Origin of the sequence: Actinoallomurus liliacearum (genome assembly GCF_039542035.1) — a bacterium.
GTDB classification, from domain to species: Bacteria; Actinomycetota; Actinomycetes; order Streptosporangiales; family Streptosporangiaceae; genus Actinoallomurus; species Actinoallomurus liliacearum.
The window spans coordinates 620287-643500 of record NZ_BAABHJ010000008.1; the positions used below are offsets into that span (position 1 = coordinate 620287).

Genomic DNA, 23214 nt, shown 5'->3' on the forward strand with positions numbered 1-23214 from the left:
GCGGGGTGGAAGGCCAGGTCGGACGCCTGCGGATTTCGATGCGGTACCGGCTCTGGGCGGCTGTTCGGAATCAGAGACGTGGTCGGTCTAGGGCGCGTACGGTCCTTGTTCAGGGAAACGGTCCAACGATCGAGGAGCGTCCTTGGACAAGGTTCAGCGACTGCGCGACGTCTCCGACGCCGACGTCGCCGCGTGGCACGAGGTCGTCGCGGCGTCGGTCGCCCACGATTTCCCCGGTGAACCGGCGCCGACGCTCGATCAGGTGCACGGCCAGGTGACCACGTCCGGGCTGAGCAGCCGCCATCTGCTCTGGGTCGCCCGCGCGGACCGCACCGTGACCGGCGTGGCGCGGCTCCGGCTGTTCGAGGGGACGGGCCGGCGCCATCTCGGGGAGTTCACCCTGCACGTCCATCCCGAGCACCGCCGCCGGGGCGTCGGAACGACCCTGCTGCGGACGGTCGCGCGGGCCGCCCGGGACGAGCAGCGCCGCACACTCGTGGTGGAGGCGTCCTCGCGGACGTCGGGCGCGGCCTTCCTGGAGGCGAACGGCTTCCTCTGCGCGCTGTCCCTCAGCCTGTTGCTGCTGAACGTCGCGGAGGCGCGCGGCGTCGAGGACATCGTCGGGACCGAGCACCCGGGGTACCGCCTGACCCGCTGGCTCGGGATGGTTCCGGACGACCTGGCGGAGGCGTTCGCCGAGGCCAAGAGCACGATGGGCGACATCCCGGCGGGGAAGATGAACTACGGCACGACCACCTGGGACACCGACCGGGTACGGGACATGGCCGAGGTCGTCGAGAAGCGCGGCGACACGCTGCTGACGGTGGCCGCGCTGCACGAGAAGACGATCGCGGGCTTCACCGAGCTGATGATCCCGGTCGGTGACGGTACGCGGGCGATCCAGTACGACACCGCCGTCGTGTCCGGGCACCGCGGACGGGGGCTCGGGCTGTGGGTGAAGGCGGCCATGCTCGAGTGGCTTCGCGCGGAGTGGCCCGCCGTGCTGGAGATCGAGACCGACAACGCCGAGGACAACGCCCACATGCTCGCGGTCAACGAACGGCTGGGGTTCCGGCCGCTGCGGCAGACCCGGCAGTACCAGTGCGACCCGAGGATGATCCACTAGACGGACGTTGGCGGTTCCCTGGCCTCGGCGGGTCTACAGTGACGGAGAGTCGAGGAGGCAGAGTTGCTGTACTGGTTCATGTACCGGGTGGTCCGCCCGCTGCTCCGGATCCTGTTCCGGCCGGTGGTCGTGGGGCTGGAGAACGTCCCGGAGGATGGCGCGATCATCCTGGCCAGCAACCACCTGTCGTTCGTGGACAGCGTGCTGATTCCGCTCGTCGTGCCGCGCCGGGTCACGTTCATCGCCAAGGCCGAGTACTTCGAGGGCAAGGGCGTGGCGCGGATCCTCGGCGCGTTCCTGGACGCGATGGGGCACATCCCCGTGCCGCGTACGGAGCAGCGCGCCGCCGTGGCCGCGCTGGACATCGCGCTCGGCGTCCTGAACAACGGCAGCGCCTTCGCGATCTACCCGGAGGGCACCCGCTCCGAGGACGGCCGGCTCTACCGCGGGCACACGGGTGTGGGCTGGCTCGCGCTGAACGCCCAGGCGAGCGTCGTGCCGGTGGCGGTGAAGGGCACTGAGAAGATCATGCCGGTCGGCGCGAAGATCCCGATTCCCCGGCTGCACCGGCCGGGCGTGAAGTTCGGCAAGCCGATCGACTACACCGCGTTCGCGGACATGCCGCCGGCCAAGGGCCGCCGCGCGATGGTGGACGAGATCATGAAGGAGATCGAGAAGCTGTCGCGCCAGGAGTACGCGGGCGTGTACAACGAGCGGTCCAAGCAGACCCAGGCCTGACCGCGGGGCTCCGCCTTTCCCTCCTCACAGGGGGTGTTCGAACCAGACGACCTTGCCGGTCGGGGTGCGCTGGGTGCCCCAGTGCTCGGCGAGGGCGCTGACGAGCTGCAGGCCCCGGCCGTTCTCGTCGGTGGTCTCGGCCCGGCGCAGGTGCGGCAGGTCGTAGCCGTCGTCGCGGACCTCGCAGAGCAGGGAGTTCGCCCGGATCAGGCGCAGCCCGAGATCGCCCGCGCCGTGCACGATGGCGTTGGTCACCAGCTCGCTGACCAGGAGCTCGACGGTGGGTACCAGGGCGGGCAGGTCCCAGGTCCGCAGGGCCTGGCGGGCGAGGCGGCGGGTCTCGCGGACCACGGCCGGCTCCGCCCTGAGGTTCCAGGAGAAGACGTCCTCCTTCGGGATGCCCTCGAAGCGCACGGCCAGCAGGGCGATGTCGTCGTCGTACCGGCCCGCCGTGCCGAAGCCCTCGATGAGCGTCTCGCAGACGTCCTCCAGCGGCCGCGGCGGACCGGAGAGGAAGTCCCGCAGCGCGGTGAGCCCGACGTCGAGGGGCCGGCCGCGGCGTTCGACCAGGCCGTCGGTGCACACGACGAACTGGCTGCCGTCCTCGACGTCGAAGCAGACCGTCTCGAACGGGACGCCGCCCACGCCGATCGGGGCGCCGGGCGGGACCTCCAGCAGCCAGGACTCGCCGGACGGGGAGACCAGTACGGGCGGCAGGTGCCCGGCGTTGGCGATCTCGCAGCGCCGGGCCACCGGGTCGTACACGGCGTAGACGCAGGTCGCCAGGCACTCGTCGCCGAGCCGCCGGGCGAGGTCGTCGAGCTGGCGGAGCAGCTGGTCGGGCGGGAGGTCCTGCGGGGCGAGCGTGCGTACGGCGGTGCGGAGCTGTCCCATGATGGCGGCGGAGGTCAGGCCGTGGCCCATGACGTCGCCGACGACGAGGGCGAGCCTGCTGCCGGGCAGCGGGATCGCGTCGAACCAGTCGCCGCCGACCCGTACGGCCTCGTCGGCGGGAACGTAGCGGTAGCAGATCCGCGCGCCGGCGACGACGGGCGGAGCGTCGGGCAGCATGCTGTGCTGCAACTGCGCCGCCACGCGCTTCTCGCGGCGGTAGAGACGGCCGTTGTCGACGCACACCGCGGCCCGGCGGCCCAGCTCCTCCGCCACGGCCACCTCCCGCTCGCCGAAAGGCGGCCGGTCGCGTCGGCGCAGCAGGACGATCGTGCCTAAGATCTTGCCGCGCGCGATGAGCGGCGTGATCAGCAGCGCCCGGCCGCGCAGCAGGGGCCGCAGGTCACGGCCGCCGATGCGGGAGGAGATGCGGCGGCTCACGCGCTCGCTGACCCGGGGGACGTTGACGCTCTGCCCGGTGGTCAGGTCGTCGGCGAGCGGCATCCTGGACGGCATCCGGATCACCTCGCCCAGGGGGACGAGATCGTCCCAGTGGCCCTCCTCCTCGTCGTACCGCATGGCCACGCGTACGACGCTGGGCGAGGCGTCCGCCTCCGGCGGGGGCAGCTCCTGGCCGGTGACGATCGACTCGAGCAGCTGAACGCCGGCGAAGTCGGCGAACGAGGGCACGAGCGCGTCGCACAGGGCGTCGGCGGTCTGCACCGGGTCGAGCGTGTCGGCGAGGCGGGCGCCGACGTCGTTGAGGAAGTCCAGGCGTTCCTGGGCCGCCAGGTGCTCCAGCGGCTGGTGGGGCGGCGGGTCGTACGGCGCCGGAGCGGTCGGGCGAACGCGGCCGAGCCGTGGCGCCGTGTCGCGGTGACCGGCGAACGGCAGGCGCACGGTCACGCTGACGTTCACGGCCGGATAGCCGCGGGCGAGGACCTGATCGCCGATCTCGCGGTGGTCGAGGTCCGGCGGCAGCAGCTCGGCGAGCCGGCGCCGGAGCAGCGCGGAGTCGACGGCGGACGACTGCACGAGGGTGGGCTCGACGCGAAGGATCCGGACGCCGCTCGTGGCGGTGAGCGGGGCCGGCGGCGGGGGCGTGATGAGGACGTCGCCGAGCGCGAGGCCGTGGCCGTGCTCCTTGATGCGCTGCGCGTCGGCGGCCACGGCCAGTCCCCGGGCGTCGCCCGGGCCGGTCAGCGGATACACCCACCAGGCGATCTCCCGCACGGCGCCGTCGTCCAGACGCGAGACCAGGCACACCCCGGTCCAGACGTGGCGCAGCCGGCGGTCGCCGAACTCGAACGCCGACCGGTGCTCCTGCGGCAGACGCAGCAGCGTGCGCAGCGGGCGGCCGGCCACCGCGTCGTACGGGGCGCCGAAGACCTCCTCGGCGGCGGGGTTCCAGCGGGTCACGCGGCCGAGCTCGTCGAGCAGGACGACGGCCATCGGGGTGATCCCGAGCAGGTGGCGGTCGAGCAGCCGGGGTGGCGCACCGGCGGCTGCGAGGCGCGTGGCGGGGCGTTGCCGAGTGACCACGGATGATCCCCCTCTCCAGCGAGGATGCAGGCGCACGGCCCCCCGACCCGCGATGTGACCGACGTTACAACCGGTTGCCCGACTGCGCTGCGTTTCGACGCGATTACGTCGCTCAGCGAAGGCGTCGGCACGTCCGGTGACCGAACCAGGCCATCGCCGCCCATGGCAGCGCCCACCACCGCAGGACGTGCTCACGGGGCCATGGGTCGATCGCGCGGCCACGCCCTGTGGTTTCCCGCAGGCCGCGCATGAAGCACGTTGTGTCCGGCGAAAAAGGGGTAACCACCCTTTTCGTCCAGCCAGGGCCGGTCCGCGGCCCAGCGGAGCGACGGAGGAGAGAGCCCCATGTGGACACAGAGTGTGACGAAGCTCATTTCGCAGCGTGTCGAACTTGCGTTAAACTGACGACTCCGGTAGGCGCCCGTATGAGAGGCGCCGAGCCTCTTCGCCGGTCGAGCCGACACAGTCGTCGGTGGCGCATCGGCGATCCGGCCCGCCGCTCCCCTGGCGGGCACACATAGCCGAAAGCTGCACGGAGATCGTCCGTGTCCGGCGCCTTCGAACCGGCCCCGCACAGCCGCGGGGAGCTCCCCCGACCGAGGACATCCGTCCAGGTCAGCACTTCTATGGAGCAGCAAATGACGACTGTGGCGAGCGATGCCCGCCAGGACGTCGAGCGATACGAGCGCGACGTCACGCCGCTCATCGACCCGCTGTACGCCAGCGCGGTGCGAATGACGCGCAACCCGGCCGACGCCGAGGACCTGGTCCAGGAGACCCTCGCGAAGGCCTACGTGAACTTCCACCAGTTCAAAGAGGGCACGAACCTCAAGGCCTGGATGCACCGCATCCTGACCAACAACTTCATCAACACCTACCGCAAGAAGCAGCGCGAGCCGCAGCGCGCCGCGACCGAGGAGATCGAGGACTGGCAGCTCGCCCGAGCCGAGTCGCACACGTCCACCGGCCTGCGCTCGGCCGAGCACGAGGCGCTCGACCGCCTGCCCGACTCCGACGTGATCAAGGCGCTGCGCGACCTGCCGGTCGAGTTCCGCACGGCCGTCTACCTCGCCGACGTCGAGGGCTACCCCTACAAGGAGATCGCCGAGATGATGGGCACCCCCATCGGCACGGTGATGTCCCGGCTGCACCGCGGCCGCCGTCAGCTGCGCGAACAGCTCAAGCAGTACGCGCCGCGCGTCGCCGTGGTCCGCGCCGCCTGACCCGGCCGGCCCACCCGGGCCGGCCGCCATCGCGCTCGCCCGGACCGGCCGTCCCGCGTCGGCTCCCATCGCGGCGAGCCACCGGACCCGCTCAGAACCCGCCCTGCAGCTGCCGGGTCAGCTGCTCGTACCGTTGCCAGCCCTCCTGCTGCCGGCCGTCCCCCAGCACGTACCAGGTCGCCGGCGACCGGGCGTCGCCGATCCGGTGCGCCGGGACGCCCGGCGGCCCCGCGGCCGCGCCTCCCACGGCCATGCCGATCGGCGCGGACGGCCCCAGCCAGCGCGGAACCGTCGTCACGTCCGCGCGGCCATTGCCCAACTGGGTGAACAGCGAGATCAGGTGCCGTCCGGCGGCGATCCCGCCGAGAAGGGACGGCAGGGTGGCGACCGGAACCGTACGGGGGTCGGCGTACCCGATCACGATGGTCACCGCCTCCTCGACCTCCTCACCCACCTTCGACACGAGCAGCGTGCCGACGGCCGGTGTCGCGCCCGCGCCGACGATCGTCAGCCACGTCGCCGCGGCGCCCCGCGACCAGAACAGCTCACTGAGCCGCTCGCGCCGCCACACGTCGGTGGCGGGCTCGGCGGTCCCCCAGCCGCCGGGCGGCCCGCCGGTCAGCGCCGTGCAGACCTCCTCGGTGGCGGCGCCGATCGCGGTGTCCGACGTGTACCGCACCCGGAACGTCACCGTCAGCTGCGCGCCGACCGGCTCCGTCGGGGGCGTCGTGTACGTGGGCGCGTACGTCCGGGCCCGCGGGTCGATGATGAATCCAGCGCCGTCCCACACGAGCGGCACCCCGGACAGACCGTCGTAGTAGCCGCCGTCCGCGCGGACCACCCAGTGACTGTTCGGGCTGGTGAGCACCAGCCGCATCGGCACCGTGATCCGTGAGCCCGGTCCGGTGACGATCTGCAGTCCGCGCCCCGTCTCGCTGCAGAACCGCAGCCCGTCGGCCAGCCACTTCGTGAACCCCACGACCGGCCGGTCCTGAAGGATCACCAAGGCGTCGGCAGTCAGCGCGTCCGCCGCAGGACCGGTCATGTGTCCTCCTTCGTCGGAGGGATGACCAGAGGTGCTGCGCCTTCGATTCGCTCGCTGCGCTCACTCATGGGCCCTCCTTCGCCGGAGGGGCGACCAGAGGTGCTGCGCCTTCGATTCGCTCGCTGCGCTCACTCATGGGCCCTCCTTCGCCGGAGGGGCGACCAGAGGCGGCCAGATGGTGCCGCCCTGCCAGTGCACCAGGTCGTCCGCGAGCCTCCGGGCGATCCGCGCCGCGTCCGGTATGCCCGCCGCCGCGCGCACCTCGACCCACCAGACCGGGACCTGGACGTGGGCGGCCGTCTCCGGGCCCAGCAGCCGCTCGATCTCGCCGCGGACCTCGACGAGTTGCGGTGTCTCGATGGACACGGTCAGCCGCCCACCGGCGTCATAGAGGTGGAAGGCCCCGTCGCCGGCGTCGTACGGCTCCAGCGACTCACCGAAGGCGATCATGCCGTCGACGACGGTCGAGATCTCGGGCCGGTGCCGTACCAGGGCGACGATGTCGCTGGTCAACAGCCTCACCTCCTATCGGGAAGCGTGATCACGGGTCTTCCAAGGGGTCGTGGTCACGCGGCGACCGCCCGGGCGAACGCCTCGACCGCGATCCGGATGACCGCCGCCCGCGTCTCGTGGCCGATCCGCGCGGCCTCCACCGCGGTTCCGGCCGCCAGGTGGCGGTCATAGGGGACGTGCACCACCGGCAGCCCACCCGAGCTGAGCATCTGCGCGGCCCGCGTCAGATCGGCGTCCACGTGCGGGGTATGCGTCACGAACGCGATCACCGTACGGGGCAGGAGGTGGTCGTAGCCGTTCCGCATCTGCCACTCCAGGGCACCGTGCGCGCTGAGCGCCCCGTCGACCGTGCCGGGCGTCACCATGACCTGGGCGTGAGCGTCGGTCATGATGCCGCGTTGCAGCTCCGGCAGCAGCCCGGCCCCACAGTCGATCACCGTCGCGGCGAAGTAGCGGCTCATCGCGCCCGCCGCCGTACGGAAGGTGGCCAGATCGAGCTCTCCCGCGATCCGTCCTCCGGCGGTCCCGGACAGCACCCACAGGCCGTCGGTGGTCTGGGCGAGGTACCGGGACGCGTCCTCGAACGACCTCGGCTGCGCCGACATCAGGTCGTGCAGCGAGAGCTGCGGGCCGACGCCCATCCGCAGCGGAAGCGAACCGAGTCCGGAGTCGGCGTCCACGGCCAGCACGCGGTCCTGCCGGTACTGCGCGATCGCGGTCGCGGTCAGCCCTGCCACGGTGGTCTTGCCCGCGCCACCGCGGATGCTGGTGACCGCGATCTGCCGGCAGGACGGGACCGGCCGGCTCAGCACCGCCTCCACGTCGGCGGCCTTGCGGACGTCGCCCGCGGCGGAGGCCCCCACGGCCCGGCGCACGCCACGGGACATCCGGCGCATCAAGGGATCGCCGTACGCGGACCGGCGCACGAGGTCCCGGGCGGCGAGCGGCGCGCCCGTCGCGGGCGGCCCGGCCTGCGTGGGACCGGGCACGAACGGTGGTTCGGAGGGAACCGAACCCCCCACCGGCCGATCCTGCGGAGCGCCGGGATCCTGCCGCCACGCCTCGGAGCCGGCGGGCCATGCCCCCTGCTCCGGCTGCCTCGGCGCGTCCTGCGGTGCCGCCGGAGACCCCCAGGACGGCTGGGCGGCGTCGTCCCACCGCACCTGCGGCGGCGGCTCCCAGGGGGACAGACCCTGTTCTCCCTCCGCCGGAGCTTCCTGCCGCGCCGCCGCAGGAGCGTTCTGCTCCCACTGGGGTGCCGCGTTCGGCATCCACGAGAGCGGCTGTTCCTGGTCGGCCTGGGCCGGGCCGCCCTCCGCCCAGGACGGCTGCCCACCCGTGTCCTGCCGCGGCGGGGCCTGCGCCTCCTCCCAGGGTGGCGCGGGCTGGTCCCACGCCACCGGCGGGAACTGTTCCCACTGCGCAGGCGGCGCCTGTTCCGCCTGCGGCGACGGAGCCTGTTCCACCTGGGGCGGGAGTCCCTCCCCCTGTGCGGGCGGCGCCTGTTCCGCCTGCGGCGGGAACCGTTCCCACTGCGCGGGCGGCAGCTGTTCGGCCTGCGGCGGCGAAGCCTGTTCCACCTGGGGCGGGAACCGCTCACCCTGCGCGGGTGACGTCTCTTCCGTCTGCGGCGGTGAGGCCTGCGAGGGGAACCGCTCCGGCTGCGAGGGTGACGCCTGTTCGCCCTGCGGCGACGGAGCCTGCTCCCCCGACGGCGGGAACCGCTCCCCCTGCGCCGGCGGCGCCTGTTCCGCCTGCGGCGGGAACCGCTCACCCAGCATGGGCGGCACCTCTTCCGTCTGCGGCGGTGAGGCCTGCGAGGGGAACCGCTCCGGCTGCGAGGGTGACGCCTGTTCGCCCTGCGGCGACGGAGCCTGCTCCCCCGACGGCGGGAACCACTCTCCCTGCGCCGGCGGCGCCTCTTCCGCCTGCGGCGGGAACCACTCCTCCTGCGCCGGCGAAACCTGTTCCACCTGCGGCGGGGCCGGTGACTCCTGGGGCGCGGATGGCGGCTCCGCCTGCTGCGGCGTCTGTTCCCCTTGGGGTGGCGCGGGCCGGTCCTCGGTGGGTGCCGGGCCCTGTTCCGCCTGGGACGCCTCGCTCTGGTCCCGCTGCGACGGCGGCTCCGGCTCCACCTCGGGCAGGTCGAGGACCGTGCCGCCGATCAGCGGGTGGGCGATGAAGGAACCGTCATCGGCCGGAGGCTCGTCGGCGTACGAATCGACGGCGTTGCGCTCGACCGACGGGGCCGGCGCGCCGCCGTTCAGTGCGGGGGCCTCGGGCGGGGACGGTTCGCCCCGCAGCTCGGGTGGTGGAGCGGACGTGACCTCGAACATGCCGCCGGCCGGCGCCTGGCTGCCGGCGGCGCGCGGCGCGGATGAGGGCATGGGGCGACCGCTCGGATCGGAGACCACGAGCCCGGACAGAGGAATGCCGAGCTCGGTGAGCACGGTGACCTGCCAGGGCTGTTCGGACACCGGTCTCCTCTCGGCGCGCACCAGGCGTAATGAGGGCGGAAAACGCTATTGATCCTATCGGCGCGGGCCCCCTGGCGGGCTCCGGCTACGAGCATGCGGGCCCGTTACGGTGTGCTTTCGGTGCGCTACAGTGAGCGATTGAGCTCCGCTGATCAGGCGGACTTTCCGGGGGGAAGACAAATGCGAATTATTCTGGCGTTCTCCATCGCCGCCGCCATTCCGGCGGTGCTCTCGGCCGCCGCGGCCGGGGCCCAGACCAGACCGGCGCCTCCGGCGGCCGACCTCGGCGAACAGGCCATGTGGCCGAAGGGACCTGTCCGGCCCGCGCCACCCGGTGCGGTCATCCGCGACCTGTCCGCCGCCCCGAGCGCCCGGGCGCCGATCACCGTACGGATGCCTCCCGCGCCGGGCACCGGGGCTCCGGCGTCCGACTCGACGTCGCCGCACGGTGGCCCCATGCGGCCGCCGGCGCCGCCGGCGCCGCCGGCACCGTCGGCGGACCCGGCCACCGGGCCGGCGGCCGCGCAGGGCCCGACCCGGCTGACGCTGCGGACCGCGGTGGGCTCGGTCGCCCCGCGTACCGTGACGTTGCAGTGCGACCCGGTGGGCGGCACCCACCCGAAGGCCGCCCAGGCCTGCGCGGACCTCGACAAGGCGCACGGCGACCTCACGGTCGCCCCCGACGAGAAGAACCCGCGGGCGTGCTTCATGATCTACTCGCCGGTCGCGGTCAGCGCGGAAGGCCAGTGGCGCGGCGAGCCGGTCAAGGTCAACGAGCGGTACCCGAACACCTGCGTGCTGCGCGCCAAGACCGCCTCGATCTTCGACTTCTGACGATCGAGGTTCGGCGAACACCTCGATCTCCCGTCGACACCGATGTTCCGTGGGCCGTCTTGTCCGGAATAAGACCCGCCTCTGGGGGTAGTCGGCGCATGACGGGCGAAGGGAAGTGTTCGCAATGGCGCAGAAAGTACGCGACGTGATGACGCCCGAGCCGGTCGCCCTCCCTCTCGACGCGCCGCTCACCGAGGCGGCCCGGTTGATGCGTGACCAAGGAGTCGGCGGAGTGCTCGTCACCCAGGCGGGCCGATTGTGCGGGCTGCTCACTGACCGCGACATCGTCGTACGCGCCGTGGCGGAAGGACGCGACCTGCACGGCACACGGCTCGATCAGGTCTGCAGCGCCGGCGTGGTGACGATCGGGCCCGATGACGAGACCGAGACCGCCGTGCGCCTCATGCTGGAGCGAGGCGTGCGGCGGCTGCCCGTCGTGGAGGGGGACAGGGCGGTGGGCATCGTCTCGCTGCGGGACGTCGCGACCGGCGGCGACGCCCCGATCGCCGACGCCCCTCGTGGCGGCGAACACCTGGCCGGTTAGGGGGCTACCGTGGACGGCGTGGGACCGCAGATCAGCAGTGAGCTCGCCGTGGAGATCGCCCGTCTGGGCCTTGTCCACGAGGCGTCGGAGACCGTGGCGCTGCGACAGGTGACCGAGTTGGCGGTCCGCACGGTCCGTGGGTGCGCGGGAGCGACCGGGATCCGATGGGCCGCCGGGGACGATCCCGAGCCCCGGGACCTGGCCGGCACCCATCCGGACCTGGCCTACCTCGTCGACGTCCAGTGCACCCGCCGGGACGGCCCGGTCTTCGACGTCGCGCGCACCGAGACGTCGGTGTTCTGCTCCGACACGCTGGTCGAGACCCGGTGGCCCTCCTTCACCCCGATCGCGCTGCAACGCGGGGTGCGCTGCTTCGCCACGACGGTGCATCGCACCGGGCCGATCCTGATGACGCTGACGATGTACGGCGTGGTGCCCGGCGCCCTCGACCGGCGGGAGCTGGGGATCGGCGCCCTGCTCGCCGCGCAGGGTGGCGCGGCCGTGTCCAACACCCGGCACTACGAGGACGCCCACCGTACGGCGGTGCAGTTGCGGCAGGCCGTGGAGGCGCGGGCCGTCGTGGACCAGGCGAAGGGCGTGCTCATGCACGCGATGGGCTGTGACGCCGAGACCGCGTTCAACGAGCTCAAGAGGATCTCCCAGACCCGGCACGTCAAGCTGACGGCACTGGCGCGGCGGATCGTCGAAGGCAGCAGGCCCGATGCCGACGGCACCGGGCGGTCCGGCCTCGCTGGAGCCGCGGGCGGCCGTTAGAGTACGAACAGTCGTCCGATTTGGTCGCGGGCAGCGATCGCGTCACGCTGGGAGGCGATATGTCCGACCAGCAGGAGACCCAGTCCCTTCTCCAGGAGACCGCCAAGGTCAAGATCCGGCTGAGCGAGCTGCGCAGCGCCGCCGCCCTGCCCGACGCCGACCCCGGGCCGCTCCTGGATGCGGCCCTCGTCGAACTCGAGCTGGCCGTGGCGGCGCTCGGCTCCACCGGTGAGGACCGCGCCACGGCGGAGGCCCGATCGGAGGCCGCCGAGAGCGAGCGCCGGATGCTGCGCACGGTGTTCCAGGACGCCCCGGTCCCGCTGTTCCTGCTCGAACGCGATGGCACGGTCCGACGGGTGAACCGCCAGGCCGGCGCGCTGCTCGGTTCGTCCGCCGGCTACCTCACCGGCAAGCCGTTCCCGGTCTTCTGCGACATGGCGACGCGGGCGGCGGTCGGCTCGCACATCGCGGGGGTGTTCCACTCGGGGCAGCGGCGCCGTACGCGGGTGCGCTTCCTGTCCAAGCACGGCCCTGTGTTCGCCGACGTGACGCTCGCCCGGATCTGGGTGAGCGGGGAGCCCGAGCCGCTCGTGGTCGCCGCGACCGCTCCGTCGACGCGTGAGCCGGCGGCCCAGGAGCCCGCGCCCGAGGTGCCGGCGACGGACGACGCGGTGGCCACGGTCGTGCACCGGATGGACGTTCTCGCCACCGCCACGGGGATGCTGCTGGAGGACGACTCGCTGACCGAGTCGGTCGCCGTCCGCCGCTCGGCGCGGCTGATCGCCGCCGAACTCGCCGACTGGGTCATCATCGACCTGGAGCAGAACGGCGCGCTGCGGCGGCAGGTCGTCATAGGCCCGGAGGACGAGCGGCGGACCCAGATCGCCCGGATGCTGGAGAACGTCCACCCGGGTTCCGGCTCGCTGCCCGCCCTGGTGTACGACAGCGGCCAGTCGGTCCTGCAGGCCCACATCGAGGACCTGCGGACGCTCGGGACCACGCAGGGCGATCTGCCCGTGTGCGGGCTGATCGAGGCGTCCTCGCTGATCTGCGTGCCGCTGGACGACGGCGAGCGCACGCTGGGCACCCTCACGCTGACCGTCTCGGGCGAGCAGGGGCCGTTCGACCTGATGGACCTCGGGCTGCTCGAGCGGCTCGCCCGCAACCTCGCGCTGGTGATCCGGACCGGGCGACGCTACCGGCGCCGCATGGAGGTCACCGAGCGGCTGCGCGCCGGCCTGCTGCCCCGCGAACTGCCGGCCATCCCCGGTACCGAGGTGTCCGCGCGGTACGTCGTGGCGACGCGGGACGGCGGGTTCGGCGGCGACTTCTACGACGTGTTCCCGACCGCGGCCGGCTGGGGGGTGGCCCTCGGCGACGTCTGCGGCAAGGGCGAGGACGCCACGGCCGTGAACGCCGGCGCGCGGCACGGAATCCGGATCCTCGGCCGGTGGAACGCCAAGCCCGACGAGGTCCTCTCGATGGTCAACGAGACGCTGCTCGACCAGGAGCGGTTCGTCACGGCCGTGATGGCCTGCGTCGAGCCGCGCGACGAGGGCCTCGCCGTCATGATCGGCAGTGCGGGGCATCCGCCCGCGGTGCTCATCCGGCGCGACGGGCTGATCCGCACGCTGAGCGGTGGCGGCATCCCGCTCGGCCTGTTCGCCGACGACTTCGAGGTCGGCGTCGAGTCGCTCGACCTGGAGCCCGGCGACACGCTGTTCCTGTACTCCGACGGCGTCGTGGAGAGCTCCGACGCACAGCGCGACCGCTTCGGGCACGAGCGTCTGATCGAGATCCTCGCCGCGCACGCCGCCGGTCCGATCGCCGACATGCCGCTGGCGGTCGAGCACGCTCTCATCGAGTTCTGCGGCGGTGAGCTGCGCGATGACGTGTCGATGTTGGCCCTGCGCGTCACCGCGGACACCGGTGGCCGGACCGCGGTTTCCGGGTCGGCTGTTTAATCGCCGCCAGATGAGGTAATAATTGGGTCCAGGAACTCGTGCCTAAGACGCAGGCACACCACCGGAGGGCGGCATACCCGCCCTCGATCTCCGGAGGGTGTGCATGCGTACATACAACTCAGGCCCGGTCGACGGCCTGACGTCGGCGTTCCTCTCTCTTTCCCCCACGGTCCCAGGCGACAGTCCTGGCCGTGAGTGCGTGCGCGCATCATTTCCCATCCCCGATCACTCCCACGGCTTCCGTCCCGTACGTCGGGAAGCCGGATGGGTCGAGATCGTCGCGGACACCGACGCGCCCGGTCGTCTGATCTTCCTGGAGGTTGCTCGATGATGAACATCGCCATGGTCTCGGTTCAGGACAGCCCCCTCGGAGCCGCCGAAGGACTTGAGGACGGTCTCGGCGCCCACGTCGCCGAGCTCGCCCGCGAGCTCGGCCGCCAGGGTCACCGCGTCACCGTCTTCACCCGGCAGGACGGGCGGGACCCGCGGGAGCGGGTGCGGTTCGCCCCCGGGGTCACGGTGGAGCAGCTGGCCGTCGGGCCGGTCCGCCCGCTGGCCGAGGACGAGCTGCTGCCCTACCTCGCCGACTTCGGCGCGGAGCTGGCGCGGCGCTGGCACGGTGAGCGCCCCGACGTCGTCCACGCCCACCACTGGGTGAGCGGTCTGGCCGCGATCGCCGGTGCGAACGGCCTCGACATCCCGGTGGTGCAGTCCTTCCACACCCTGGGGACGGCCCTGAGCCGGTCCGGGCAGCCCTGCTCGCCCACGCGGGTACGGCTGGAGAAGGCCATCGGCCGCAGCGTTCGCACGGTCGTCGCCATGACCGAGAACGAGCGGACCGAGCTCGTACGGCTGGGGATCTCGCGCCGCCAGATCACGCTGGTGCCCTCCGGCGTCGACGTGGACAAGTTCTCCCCGAACGGCCCGGCCCTGCCGCGCGGTGAGGCGCCGCGCCTGGTCACGCTCCTGAAGGTCGGCCGGCACCAGGGCGTGGCCTCCGTCATCCAGGCGCTGGCCCGGATCCCGGAAGCCGAGCTCGTGGTCGCCGGCGGCCCGGCCCGTGAGGACCTGGAGACCGACGAGACCATCCACCAGCTGCGGATCAAGGCCAAGGAGGCCGGGGTCGCCGACCGCGTCACCTTCATCGGCCGCGTCTCGGCGAACGACGCGCCGAAGCTGCTGCGCTCCGCCGACCTGACGATCAGCGTCCCCGCGTACGAGAACGTCGGCCGGGTACCGCTGGAGTCGATGGCTTGCGGGACCCCCGTCGTCGTCTCCCCCGTCGGCGGTCACCTCGACTCGGTGATCGAGAACGTCACGGGCATCCACGTCCCGGCCGACCGGCCCATGGAGATCGCCCGCCGCGTCCGCGCGCTGCTGGCCGACCCGACGATCCGTACGGCCCTCAGCATCGGGGCGGTCGACCGGGTCCGGTCCCGGTTCTCCTGGGAGCGCGTGGCCCACGAGACCGTCAAGATCTACGAGTCCCTGCAGCCGGTTCCCGAGCCCGAGCCCGAGCCCGTTCTCGCGGGCGTCGGTGCGGGCGAGGACGAGGACCTCTGACGGCGTCGATGGGCACGAGCGACACCGAACCTGATCCACGTCCGGACGAGACACCGCGGGAGCGGTTCGACCGCGAACTCGTGGAGATGCTGCAAGGGCTGCGCGTCATCGTGGCCGGGGTGCAGTTCCTGTTCGCGTTCCTGCTCACCCTTCCGTTCTCGAACGGTTTCAAGCGGGTCGGCCACGTCGGACAGTGGGTGTTCTACCTGTCGTTGATCACGGCGGCGTGCGCGTCCATCTGCCTGATGGCCCCGGCCGCCCAGCACCGGATGCTGTTCCGGTCCGGCCGTAAGGACCTGCTGGTCAACCGGTCGAACCGGTACGGCATCGCCGGGACGCTGGCGCTCACCGTGTCGATGTCCAGCGCCGTGGCGGTCGCCGCGAAGGGGTTCTTCTCCTCCGGGCTGGCGGCCGTGACGGCGGCGGCGATCGTCGGGGTGGCCGCGTGGGCGTGGTTCGTACAGCCCATGCTGACCCGCCGCCGGATCGAGGCCGCCCGCGAGGACGACGGCGAGCGGCCGGAGGCCGGCCGGCGGGAGCTGCGTACGATCATCGACTGAACAACGAGGAACGGCCCCCGCGCGAGGGCCTGTCTACTTTGAGACAGGGCCCAGGCACGGGGGCCGTTCCTTGTGCTGTCGAGGTCAGTACGAGCGGCCGAAGATGACCCGCTTGCCGTACGCCGACGGCTGCCCGCAGCGGAAGCAGGCGCCCGTCTCCGCCGGCGCCGCCGCCGGGATCACGCGCGGCGTCGCGGCCGTGTCGGCCTTGATCTCGTCCTCGCACTCCGTACGGCCGCAGTGCAGGACCCGCGCCCAGCCGCCGCCGACCTGGGACCGGAAGGACTCCCAGTCGTCGATCTCGGCGGTGTGCTCGTCGCGGAAGCGCTCCGCGCGGCCGTACAGGAACGCCTGGAACTCCTCCAGGATCTCCGGCAGCACCTCGGGCACGCGGTCGAGCGGGATCTGCTCCTTGCCCTGGTCGCCGAGCCGGCGGGCCAGCGTGACGACCCCGGCGTCGAGGTCGCGGGGGCCGAGCTCCAGCCGGATCGGGACGCCGCGCATCTCCCAGTCGTTGTACTTGAAGCCGGGCCGCAGCTGGGTGCGCTCGTCGACGTGCACGCGGACGCCGGCCTGCTTGAGCCGGGCCGCCAGCTCGCTCGCCGCCGCGACCGTGCGCTCGGCGGTCTCGTCACGGCCGATCGGCACGATCACGACCTGGTACGTCGCGATGCGCGGCGGCAGCACGAGCCCCTTGTCGTCGCCGTGCGTCATGATCACGCCGCCGAGCATGCGGGTGCTCATGCCCCACGACGTGGTGTGGGCGTGCACCAGCTCGCCCTGGGCGTCCTGGTACTGGATGTCGAAGACCTTGGCGAAGTTGGTGCCGAGGTAGTGCGAGGTGCCGGCCTGCAGGGCCCGCCCGTCGCGCATCATGCCCTCGATCGAGTAGGTGCGGACCGCTCCGGCGAACCGCTCGCTCGGCGTCTTCTCGCCCTCGATGACCGGCATCGCGGCCAGCTCACGGGCGACCCCCGCGTAGGCGTCGAGCGCCCACATGGTCTCGCGCATCGCGTCGTCCTCGTCCGCGTGCGCCGTGTGCCCCTCCTGCCACAGGAACTCGGTGGTGCGCAGGAACATGCGCGGGCGCAGCTCCCAGCGCACGACGTTGGCCCACTGGTTCAGCAGCAGCGGCAGGTCGCGGTGCGAGTCGATCCACTTGGCCATGTACTCGCCGATGACGGTCTCGGAGGTGGGCCGCACGACCAGCGGCTCCTCCAGCTCCTTGCCGCCGGCGACCGTGACCACGGCCAGCTCGGGCGAGAACCCCTCGACGTGCTCGGCTTCGCGCTTGAAGTACGACTCCGGGATGAACATCGGGAAGCAGGCGTTGCCGTGCCCGGCCTCCTTGATGCGGCCGTCGAGGTCCGCCTGCAGCAGCTCCCACATGCGGTAGCCGTACGGCCGGATGACCATCGTGCCGCGAACAGGGCCGCGGTCGACCAGCTCGGCCTGGACGACGACCTCGTTGTACCAGGCGGAGAAGTCTTCGGACTGAGGAGTTACGCCTTCCCGACTCACGCAGCCGAGCGTACCGGCCTCCGGGCGCTCGCGTGGACAACCTGGGGGTACGGCCGCGGGAAGACGATCACGGACGCCCGGCGGAGCCGGGGGTGATGATCTCGGCGGCGGCCACCGGACACCCGGGGGCGACCACGTTCGTGGGGCCTTACGCCGATCACATCGCGATTCGGTTTACCGTACAGGCGTGTCAGACGAGACCCCGCCCGAGGCGGAGCAGAAGAAGCCCGCGAAAAAACGGTCGTTCCTCCGTGAGCTGCCCATCCTGATCGGCATCGCGCTCGTACTCTCGCTGCTGATCAAGACGTTCCTGGTGCAGGCGTTCTTCATCCCCTCCGAGTCGATGGAGCGGACCCTGCACGGCTGCGCGGGCTGCACGGGGGACCGGATCCTCGTCTACAAGGCCGGGTACCGGTTCCACGACCCGCACCCCGGGGACATCGTCGTCTTCCGCGCCCCCGCGTCCTGGGAGCCGGAGACCCGGATCGCCAAGCCGAGCAATCCGCTGCGGCGCGGGCTGAACTGGGTCGGCGGCCTGTTCGGGATGCCCCAGGCGAACGAGAAGGACCTCGTCAAGCGCGTCATCGCGGTCGGCGGCCAGACGGTGCAGTGCTGCGACGCCCAGGGCCGGGTGCTGGTCGACGGCAAGCCGCTCGACGAGCCGTACATCTACCAGGACGACCACAAGAGCTTCGGCCCGATCAAGGTGCCGGCCGGCCGCCTCTGGGTGATGGGAGACCACCGGTCGGACTCCGCCGACTCCCGCTTCCACCTCGAGGACGGCTACCAGGGGACCATCCCGGTGAAGAACGTCATCGGCCGCGCCTTCGTGATCGTCTGGCCGCCCTCCCGCTGGAACACCCTCGGCAAGGGTTGACGCCGGCGCGGCGGAAAACCCGTTGGCGCGTTCGGCGGGATGGCGGAGACTGGCCGATCGTGGGTCACGTCGAAGTCGCGCATCTCGGTCACGTCCTGCCCGACGGGCGGGTCCTGCTGGACGACGCCTCGTTCCGGGTCGCGGACGGCACGGTCGCCGCCCTGGTCGGGCCGAACGGTGCGGGCAAGACCACGCTGCTGCGGCTCGTCGCCGGTGACCTCGAGCCGCAGGACGGCACGATCACCCGCAGCGGCGGACTCGGGGTGATGCGGCAGTTCATCGGCAACATCCGCGACGAGTCGACCGTCCACGACCTGCTCGTCTACACCGCGGTCCCGCGCGTACGCGACGCCGCGAAGGCCCTCGAGCAGGCCGAGCTCGCCATGATGGAGCGCGACGACGAGCCCACCCAGATGCGCTACGCCCGGGCGCTCGCCGAGTGGGGCGACGCGGGCGGCTACGACGCCGAGGTCCTGTGGGACGCCTGCTGCGTCGCCGCGCTCGGCGTCCCGTACGACCGGGCCCGCTGGCGGGACGTGAAGACGCTGTCCGGCGGGGAGCAGAAGCGCCTCGTCCTGGAGGCGCTGTTCCGCGGCCCCGACGAGGTGCTGCTGCTGGACGAGCCGGACAACTACCTCGACGTGCCCGGCAAGCTCTGGCTGGAGGACCGGCTGCGCGAGACGCCCAAGACCGTGCTGCTCGTGTCGCACGACCGCGAACTGCTGGCTCGCGCCGCCCGGCAGATCATCACGGTCGAGGCCGGGAACGTCTGGGTGCACGGCGACGGCTTCGCCACGTACGCGCGGGCCCGCCGCGACCGCAACGAGCGCCTGGAGGAGCTGCGCCGCCGCTGGGACGAGGAGCACGCCAAGCTGAAGGCGCTCGTCCGCATGTTCAAGCAGAAGGCCGCGTACAACTCCGACATGGCCTCGCGCTACCAGGCCGCCCAGACCCGGCTGCGGCGCTTCGAGGAGGCCGGGCCGCCGGAGGTCCCCCCGCGCGACCAGAACATCAAGGTCCGCCTGCGCGGCGGCCGGACCGGCAAGCGCGCCGTGATCTGCGAGGGCCTCGAACTCACCGGCCTGATGCGGCCGTTCGACCTGGAGGTCTGGTACGGCGAGCGCGTCGCGGTGCTCGGCTCGAACGGCTCGGGCAAGAGCCACTTCCTGCGGCTGCTGGCCGAGGAGGACGTCGCCCACACCGGCGCGGGCCGCCTGGGCGCGCGGGTGGTCCCCGGACTGTTCGCGCAGACCGACGCCCGGCCCGACCTGCGCGGCCGTACCCCGGCCGAGATCCTGATGACCGAGCACGCGCGGCTGCGCGACGAGGCGATGGCCGCGCTGGCGCGGTACGAGCTGCAGTACTGCGGGGATCAGGCGTTCGAGACGCTGTCGGGCGGCCAGCAGGCCCGGCTGCAGATCCTGCTCCTGGAGATGAGCGGCTGCACGCTGCTGCTGCTCGACGAGCCCACCGACAACCTCGACCTGGCCAGCGCGGAGGCGCTGCAGGAGGGCCTCGAGGCGTACGCGGGCACGGTGCTCGCCGTCACCCACGACCGCTGGTTCGCCCGGTCGTTCGACCGCTTCGTCGTCTTCGGCGCCGACGGATCGGTCTACGAGGCCGCCGAGCCCGTCTGGGACGAGACCCGAGTAGCCCGCCCCCGCTGACCCGCGGAGATCTCAGCCGCCGCAACCCGGCGGAGACGCCGGCCACCGTGGCCCAGCGGAGGAGCCGGTCCCCGTGGACCAGCGGAGGCCTCGGCCGTCATGAACTGGCGGAGGGGCCGGTCGCCGTGGACCGGCGGGGGTCTCAGCCGCCGTGGATCAGGTGAGGTGCCGGTCGCCGTGACCCGGCCCGTTCCAGCGGGCCGCCCTACCCGGTCGGCGAGAACCGAAGCCTCGGTAAAGGCTCCTAACGAACCGGCCTTACCGGGACGAATGACCTGCGCCCGCGCGGCTTCACCGAGCGTTCCGTACGGCACCTGTGCCGGAAGGGCCAAGTACCGGGGACGAGGATGGCGCGGCGTCAGTCAGCCGCGGGGAGCGCCAGGTCGAACTCGACCTCGACCTCGTCGGCGAGCTTGAGGGCGCCGAGCAGGGCCGAGTAAGGCTTGATCCCCCACTGTGTCTGGACAACGGTCGCGCGGCCTCGCACCCGGTCGTCCGCCACGCCTGCCCGTACGGTGAGCGGGTGGGTCCGGCCCATGATCGTTAGCTCTCCGGTGAGAGTGAACGACTCGGGCGTGCCCTGGGCCCCGCTCGATCGGAAGGTGATCAGCGGGTGGGCACCGGCGTGGAGGATCTTCTCGCGGGCGTTCTTCTCGATCTCCGCACGGTCGGAGTCGGTCAGCGGCTTGACGCCTCCGATTCCCTCACGCACGCGCAGCGAGTCGACCTCCGCGTCGACGTTCACCGAGAGGCTCGCGGGGTCCGATGGGTCGACGGCCGCCTCGCCGGACCAGCGGGTCACCTCGATCGTCAGGTCGTGCCCGACCTTGCGTCCGACCCCGCTGCGGGAGGTGCGGAGCAGGAGGCTTCCCAACTCCGGCCCCAGCGCGTAGGTGCCCGTCCTCAGCGCCATGTTTCCAGATTACGCCCGGCCACCCCGTTCGCCGGGGCACCGGTCATCCGCTCCACCAAGGCACCGGCCGCCCGACCGGCCGCCTGCTCCGCCGGGGTGTCTGTGGTTCGGTTCGCCGGGGTGGCGGTGGGGCGGCGGTCAGGGAGGAGGCGCCCGGCCGGGCGCCTCCGGTTCGACGTGCTCAGGTGCACCGATCCGACGTCTCAGTGTCGCGCGGGCAGGCCGATCTCACGGACGATGTCCCCGATCGTGTGGAACTCCTTGCCCTCGGGCAGCCCCGAGATGGCCTCGACCACCGAGTCGGGCGCGCCCTTGCTCCGCAGGTGGGCGAGTAGACGCCGCCGGTCGGCGGGGAACTCGCTGGGCGGCAGGTGTCGGCTGAGCTCGGCCCGGCGTGCGACCTCGGCGGGCGACATGCCGCGTGCCGGTCGCGCGGGCCGAGCCGGGGCGTCTCCGCCCGTCTCGCCGTGCTCCGACCGCGTCGTCCCGCTCCCCCTGATGAGGTTGTTCGTCTCCTTCCGGAGGTGCTCGTCCTGGGCCGTACCCTGCTTGTCGCTCTCGCGCTGCATGGATGACCTCACCTTTCGCGTAGCCCCCTCTCGGACGCTCCCCCGGGCATACAGGCGTTCCGGTCCGACCCCCCGGCAGGGGAACGCCCGAGATCCTCGACTGGAATCAGGTGGTCGCGCTGCGTGACCACCCTCCAGCCGCCCTACCCGACCAGAGCGGTCGCGAACCCTGGCGCCCCCGGACGGGACGCGCGGCGGCCCCCGGGCGGAAACGTGGCGGACCTCGGGCGGGTCGCGTGGCGGCCCGCCCTGGGCGGACGCGTGGCGGGCCTCGGAGGGGACGGACTGCTCCGCGCGCGTCTCAGTGGATGCGGCTTGTGGTCTTCGAGGGCACGAAGACGGCGAGGGCGGCGGGGGCCTTGGACACGATCACGTTGCCCTCGGAGGCGCCGACCTCGCCGTCCCGGGTCAGCCGCAACGCGCCGTGGCCGCCCTTCAGTTCGAGTTTGCCCGCCGACCAGGCGCTGTAGTCCGGCATCAGTCGCAGGTGCCCGAGCAGCAGGGCGGCGACCGCGCGGCTCCGGCTGATGTGGCGCTTGGCGCCGATGAGCCGTATGTCGAGCACCCCGTCGTCGAGCCGCTCGCGCCAGGTCGGGGCCACGCCGCGGGCGCCGTACCGGCAGTTGCCGATGAACGCGAACCACACGCGCCGCCGGCGGCCGTCGACGTACACGTCCGTCGGCTCGGTGTGGCGGAGTACGCGGACGGCGGCGACGGCCAGGGCGGGCCACTTGCCCAGCCGGCCCTCCAGCCGCTCCCGTCGCTGGACGAGTTCGGTGTAGGCGCCGAAGCTCGCGGTGTTGAGGAAGATCTCGTCACCGGCCCGGCCGACGTCGACGCGCGCGACGCAGCCGGACCGGTACGCGGCGACCGCGTCCGCGACCGTCTCGAGGCCGAGGGCGCGCGCGAAGTGGTTGAGCGTGCCGCCGGGGATCACGAGGAGGGGGACGCGCTGCTCGAGGGCGGCGGCGGCCGCGGCCCGGATCGTGCCGTCGCCGCCGCAGGCGCCGAGCACGGCCGCGCGCCCGGCGGCGTCCTTCAGCGTCGTCTCGAGGTCGCCGTCCGCCTCGATGACCTCCGCGGCGGGGAGACGTTCCTTGAGCACGCGGGTCACGTCGTTGTTGCCGCCGGCGCCCGGGTTCACGACCACGACGACGCCCTCGCCGTCCTCCGACACGCCGCGGAGCGCCTCGACCGGCTTCGACCAGCGGGAGCTCGCCGGGCCGGGCATGGTGGGCCACAGCAGGCGGGTGCCGAGGCCGGCCACCGTGCCCAGCGCGAGCCCGGCGAGCACGTCGCCCGGGTAGTGCGCGCCGGTGTAGATCCGGGAGAAGGCCACGGCGCCGGCGGTGACGCCCACCGGCACCGCCACGGCCGCCGGGGCCTCCATCGCGACCGCCGTGGCGAACGCGGCGGCCGACGCCGAGTGGCCCGACGGGAAGGACGGGGAGGTCGGGAGCCGCCACGGCGAGCGGATCGAGGGGATCAGGGTGACCCCCGCCCGGGGGGACAGCGGGCGCGCCGAGGGGGTGAACAGCTCGATCAGCGGGCGGGACCGCCGGAACGTCTGCTTGCCCACGAGGTTCGCCAGCGGGCTGGCCAGGCCGATGGCGATGGCCCCGCGCAGCGCCGCCCGGCGCATCCGCGGCCGGCTGGTGAGGGCGAGCGTCCCGGCGACGCCGCCCCACAGGACCGAGTGGTTCGCGATTCTGGACAGGCGCGGCAGGATGTATTCGAGGCCGGGCAGCTTGGCCGCCGCGACCGCGTCGAAAGCGTGCTGGTCCAGCACTCTGGCTCGATTCAACAGGGACATGAACCGGTGTATCCCCGTTGCGCACCGGATCACGCAGATGATCACATTCTTGGCATCGCA

General features: G+C 72.5%; 19 protein-coding genes. 11 read left to right on the plus strand and 8 right to left on the minus strand.

What is annotated here, in order from left to right; translation table 11 throughout:
- Positions 1–142 precede the first annotated feature (142 nt).
- Positions 143–1126 carry a GNAT family N-acetyltransferase gene (locus tag ABD978_RS17660; protein WP_345354914.1) on the plus strand — a complete coding sequence of 328 codons (984 nt, stop codon included), beginning with the start codon at positions 143–145 and terminating at the stop codon, positions 1124–1126.
- Positions 1127–1189: 63 nt separating this feature from the next.
- Entirely contained in the window at positions 1190–1864 is a 675-nt protein-coding gene (locus ABD978_RS17665; protein WP_345354916.1) for a lysophospholipid acyltransferase family protein, read from the plus strand.
- A 24-nt stretch (positions 1865–1888) separates the two neighbouring features.
- Here the strand turns inward: ABD978_RS17665 and ABD978_RS17670 are convergent, their stop codons facing one another.
- Positions 1889–4297, minus strand: a complete 2409-nt coding sequence (locus ABD978_RS17670) for an ATP-binding SpoIIE family protein phosphatase (RefSeq protein WP_345354918.1) — start codon at positions 4295–4297, stop codon at positions 1889–1891.
- Positions 4298–4923: 626 nt separating this feature from the next.
- Here ABD978_RS17670 and ABD978_RS17675 point away from each other — a divergent pair.
- The gene (locus ABD978_RS17675; protein ID WP_425550723.1) at positions 4924–5520 is read left to right on the plus strand and encodes a sigma-70 family RNA polymerase sigma factor; all 597 of its coding nucleotides are present in this window, start codon (positions 4924–4926) and stop codon (positions 5518–5520) included.
- A gap of 91 nt (positions 5521–5611) precedes the next feature.
- Here ABD978_RS17675 and ABD978_RS17680 read toward each other — a convergent pair whose 3' ends face one another.
- From ABD978_RS17680 to ABD978_RS17690, 3 genes are all read right to left on the minus strand, one after another.
- Complete coding sequence (locus ABD978_RS17680; RefSeq protein ID WP_345354922.1) at positions 5612–6565, minus strand: DUF6177 family protein; 954 nt, start codon at positions 6563–6565, stop codon at positions 5612–5614.
- Between the two features lie 132 nt (positions 6566–6697).
- Positions 6698–7078, minus strand: coding sequence for a hypothetical protein (locus ABD978_RS17685; RefSeq protein ID WP_345354924.1), 381 nt, complete (start codon positions 7076–7078; stop codon positions 6698–6700).
- A 53-nt stretch (positions 7079–7131) separates the two neighbouring features.
- Positions 7132–9555 (minus strand): MinD/ParA family ATP-binding protein, encoded by a 2424-nt coding sequence (locus ABD978_RS17690; RefSeq protein ID WP_345354926.1) that lies wholly within the window; start codon positions 9553–9555, stop codon positions 7132–7134.
- A 180-nt stretch (positions 9556–9735) separates the two neighbouring features.
- Between ABD978_RS17690 and ABD978_RS17695 the strand changes: the two genes are divergently transcribed.
- The 6 genes from ABD978_RS17695 (at position 9736) to ABD978_RS17720 (ending at position 15794) form a co-directional block, all read left to right on the plus strand.
- Positions 9736–10389, plus strand: a complete 654-nt coding sequence (locus ABD978_RS17695; RefSeq protein WP_345354928.1) for an SSI family serine proteinase inhibitor — start codon at positions 9736–9738, stop codon at positions 10387–10389.
- A gap of 124 nt (positions 10390–10513) precedes the next feature.
- The gene (locus ABD978_RS17700; protein ID WP_345354930.1) at positions 10514–10933 is read left to right on the plus strand and encodes a CBS domain-containing protein; all 420 of its coding nucleotides are present in this window, start codon (positions 10514–10516) and stop codon (positions 10931–10933) included.
- Between the two features lie 18 nt (positions 10934–10951).
- On the plus strand, positions 10952–11707 hold the full coding sequence (locus tag ABD978_RS17705; protein WP_345354932.1) for a GAF and ANTAR domain-containing protein: 756 nt from the start codon (positions 10952–10954) through the stop codon (positions 11705–11707).
- Positions 11708–11766: 59 nt separating this feature from the next.
- Positions 11767–13671 (plus strand): SpoIIE family protein phosphatase, encoded by a 1905-nt coding sequence (locus ABD978_RS17710; protein ID WP_345354934.1) that lies wholly within the window; start codon positions 11767–11769, stop codon positions 13669–13671.
- A 327-nt stretch (positions 13672–13998) separates the two neighbouring features.
- Positions 13999–15234, plus strand: coding sequence for a glycosyltransferase (locus ABD978_RS17715; protein ID WP_345354936.1), 1236 nt, complete (start codon positions 13999–14001; stop codon positions 15232–15234).
- An 8-nt stretch (positions 15235–15242) separates the two neighbouring features.
- Positions 15243–15794, plus strand: a complete 552-nt coding sequence (locus ABD978_RS17720) for a DUF6328 family protein (RefSeq protein ID WP_345354938.1) — start codon at positions 15243–15245, stop codon at positions 15792–15794.
- 84 nt (positions 15795–15878) lie between these two features.
- On the opposite strand, the gene proS is transcribed toward ABD978_RS17720, so the two are convergent.
- The gene (proS, locus tag ABD978_RS17725) at positions 15879–17315 is read right to left on the minus strand and encodes a proline--tRNA ligase (RefSeq protein ID WP_345354940.1); all 1437 of its coding nucleotides are present in this window, start codon (positions 17313–17315) and stop codon (positions 15879–15881) included.
- Positions 17316–17502: 187 nt separating this feature from the next.
- Between proS and lepB the strand changes: the two genes are divergently transcribed.
- On the plus strand, positions 17503–18192 hold the full coding sequence (lepB, locus tag ABD978_RS17730) for a signal peptidase I (protein ID WP_345354942.1): 690 nt from the start codon (positions 17503–17505) through the stop codon (positions 18190–18192).
- Between the two features lie 59 nt (positions 18193–18251).
- Positions 18252–19859: an ABC-F family ATP-binding cassette domain-containing protein gene (locus ABD978_RS17735; RefSeq protein WP_345354945.1), complete on the plus strand. Its 1608-nt coding sequence runs from the start codon at positions 18252–18254 to the stop codon at positions 19857–19859.
- Between the two features lie 358 nt (positions 19860–20217).
- Here the strand turns inward: ABD978_RS17735 and ABD978_RS17740 are convergent, their stop codons facing one another.
- From ABD978_RS17740 to ABD978_RS17750, 3 genes are all read right to left on the minus strand, one after another.
- On the minus strand, positions 20218–20772 hold the full coding sequence (locus ABD978_RS17740) for a YceI family protein (protein ID WP_345354947.1): 555 nt from the start codon (positions 20770–20772) through the stop codon (positions 20218–20220).
- A gap of 203 nt (positions 20773–20975) precedes the next feature.
- Positions 20976–21341 carry a DUF2795 domain-containing protein gene (locus ABD978_RS17745; RefSeq protein WP_345354949.1) on the minus strand — a complete coding sequence of 122 codons (366 nt, stop codon included), beginning with the start codon at positions 21339–21341 and terminating at the stop codon, positions 20976–20978.
- 301 nt (positions 21342–21642) lie between these two features.
- The gene (locus ABD978_RS17750) at positions 21643–23154 is read right to left on the minus strand and encodes a bifunctional phosphatase PAP2/diacylglycerol kinase family protein (protein WP_345354951.1); all 1512 of its coding nucleotides are present in this window, start codon (positions 23152–23154) and stop codon (positions 21643–21645) included.
- Positions 23155–23214: the final 60 nt, after the last annotated feature.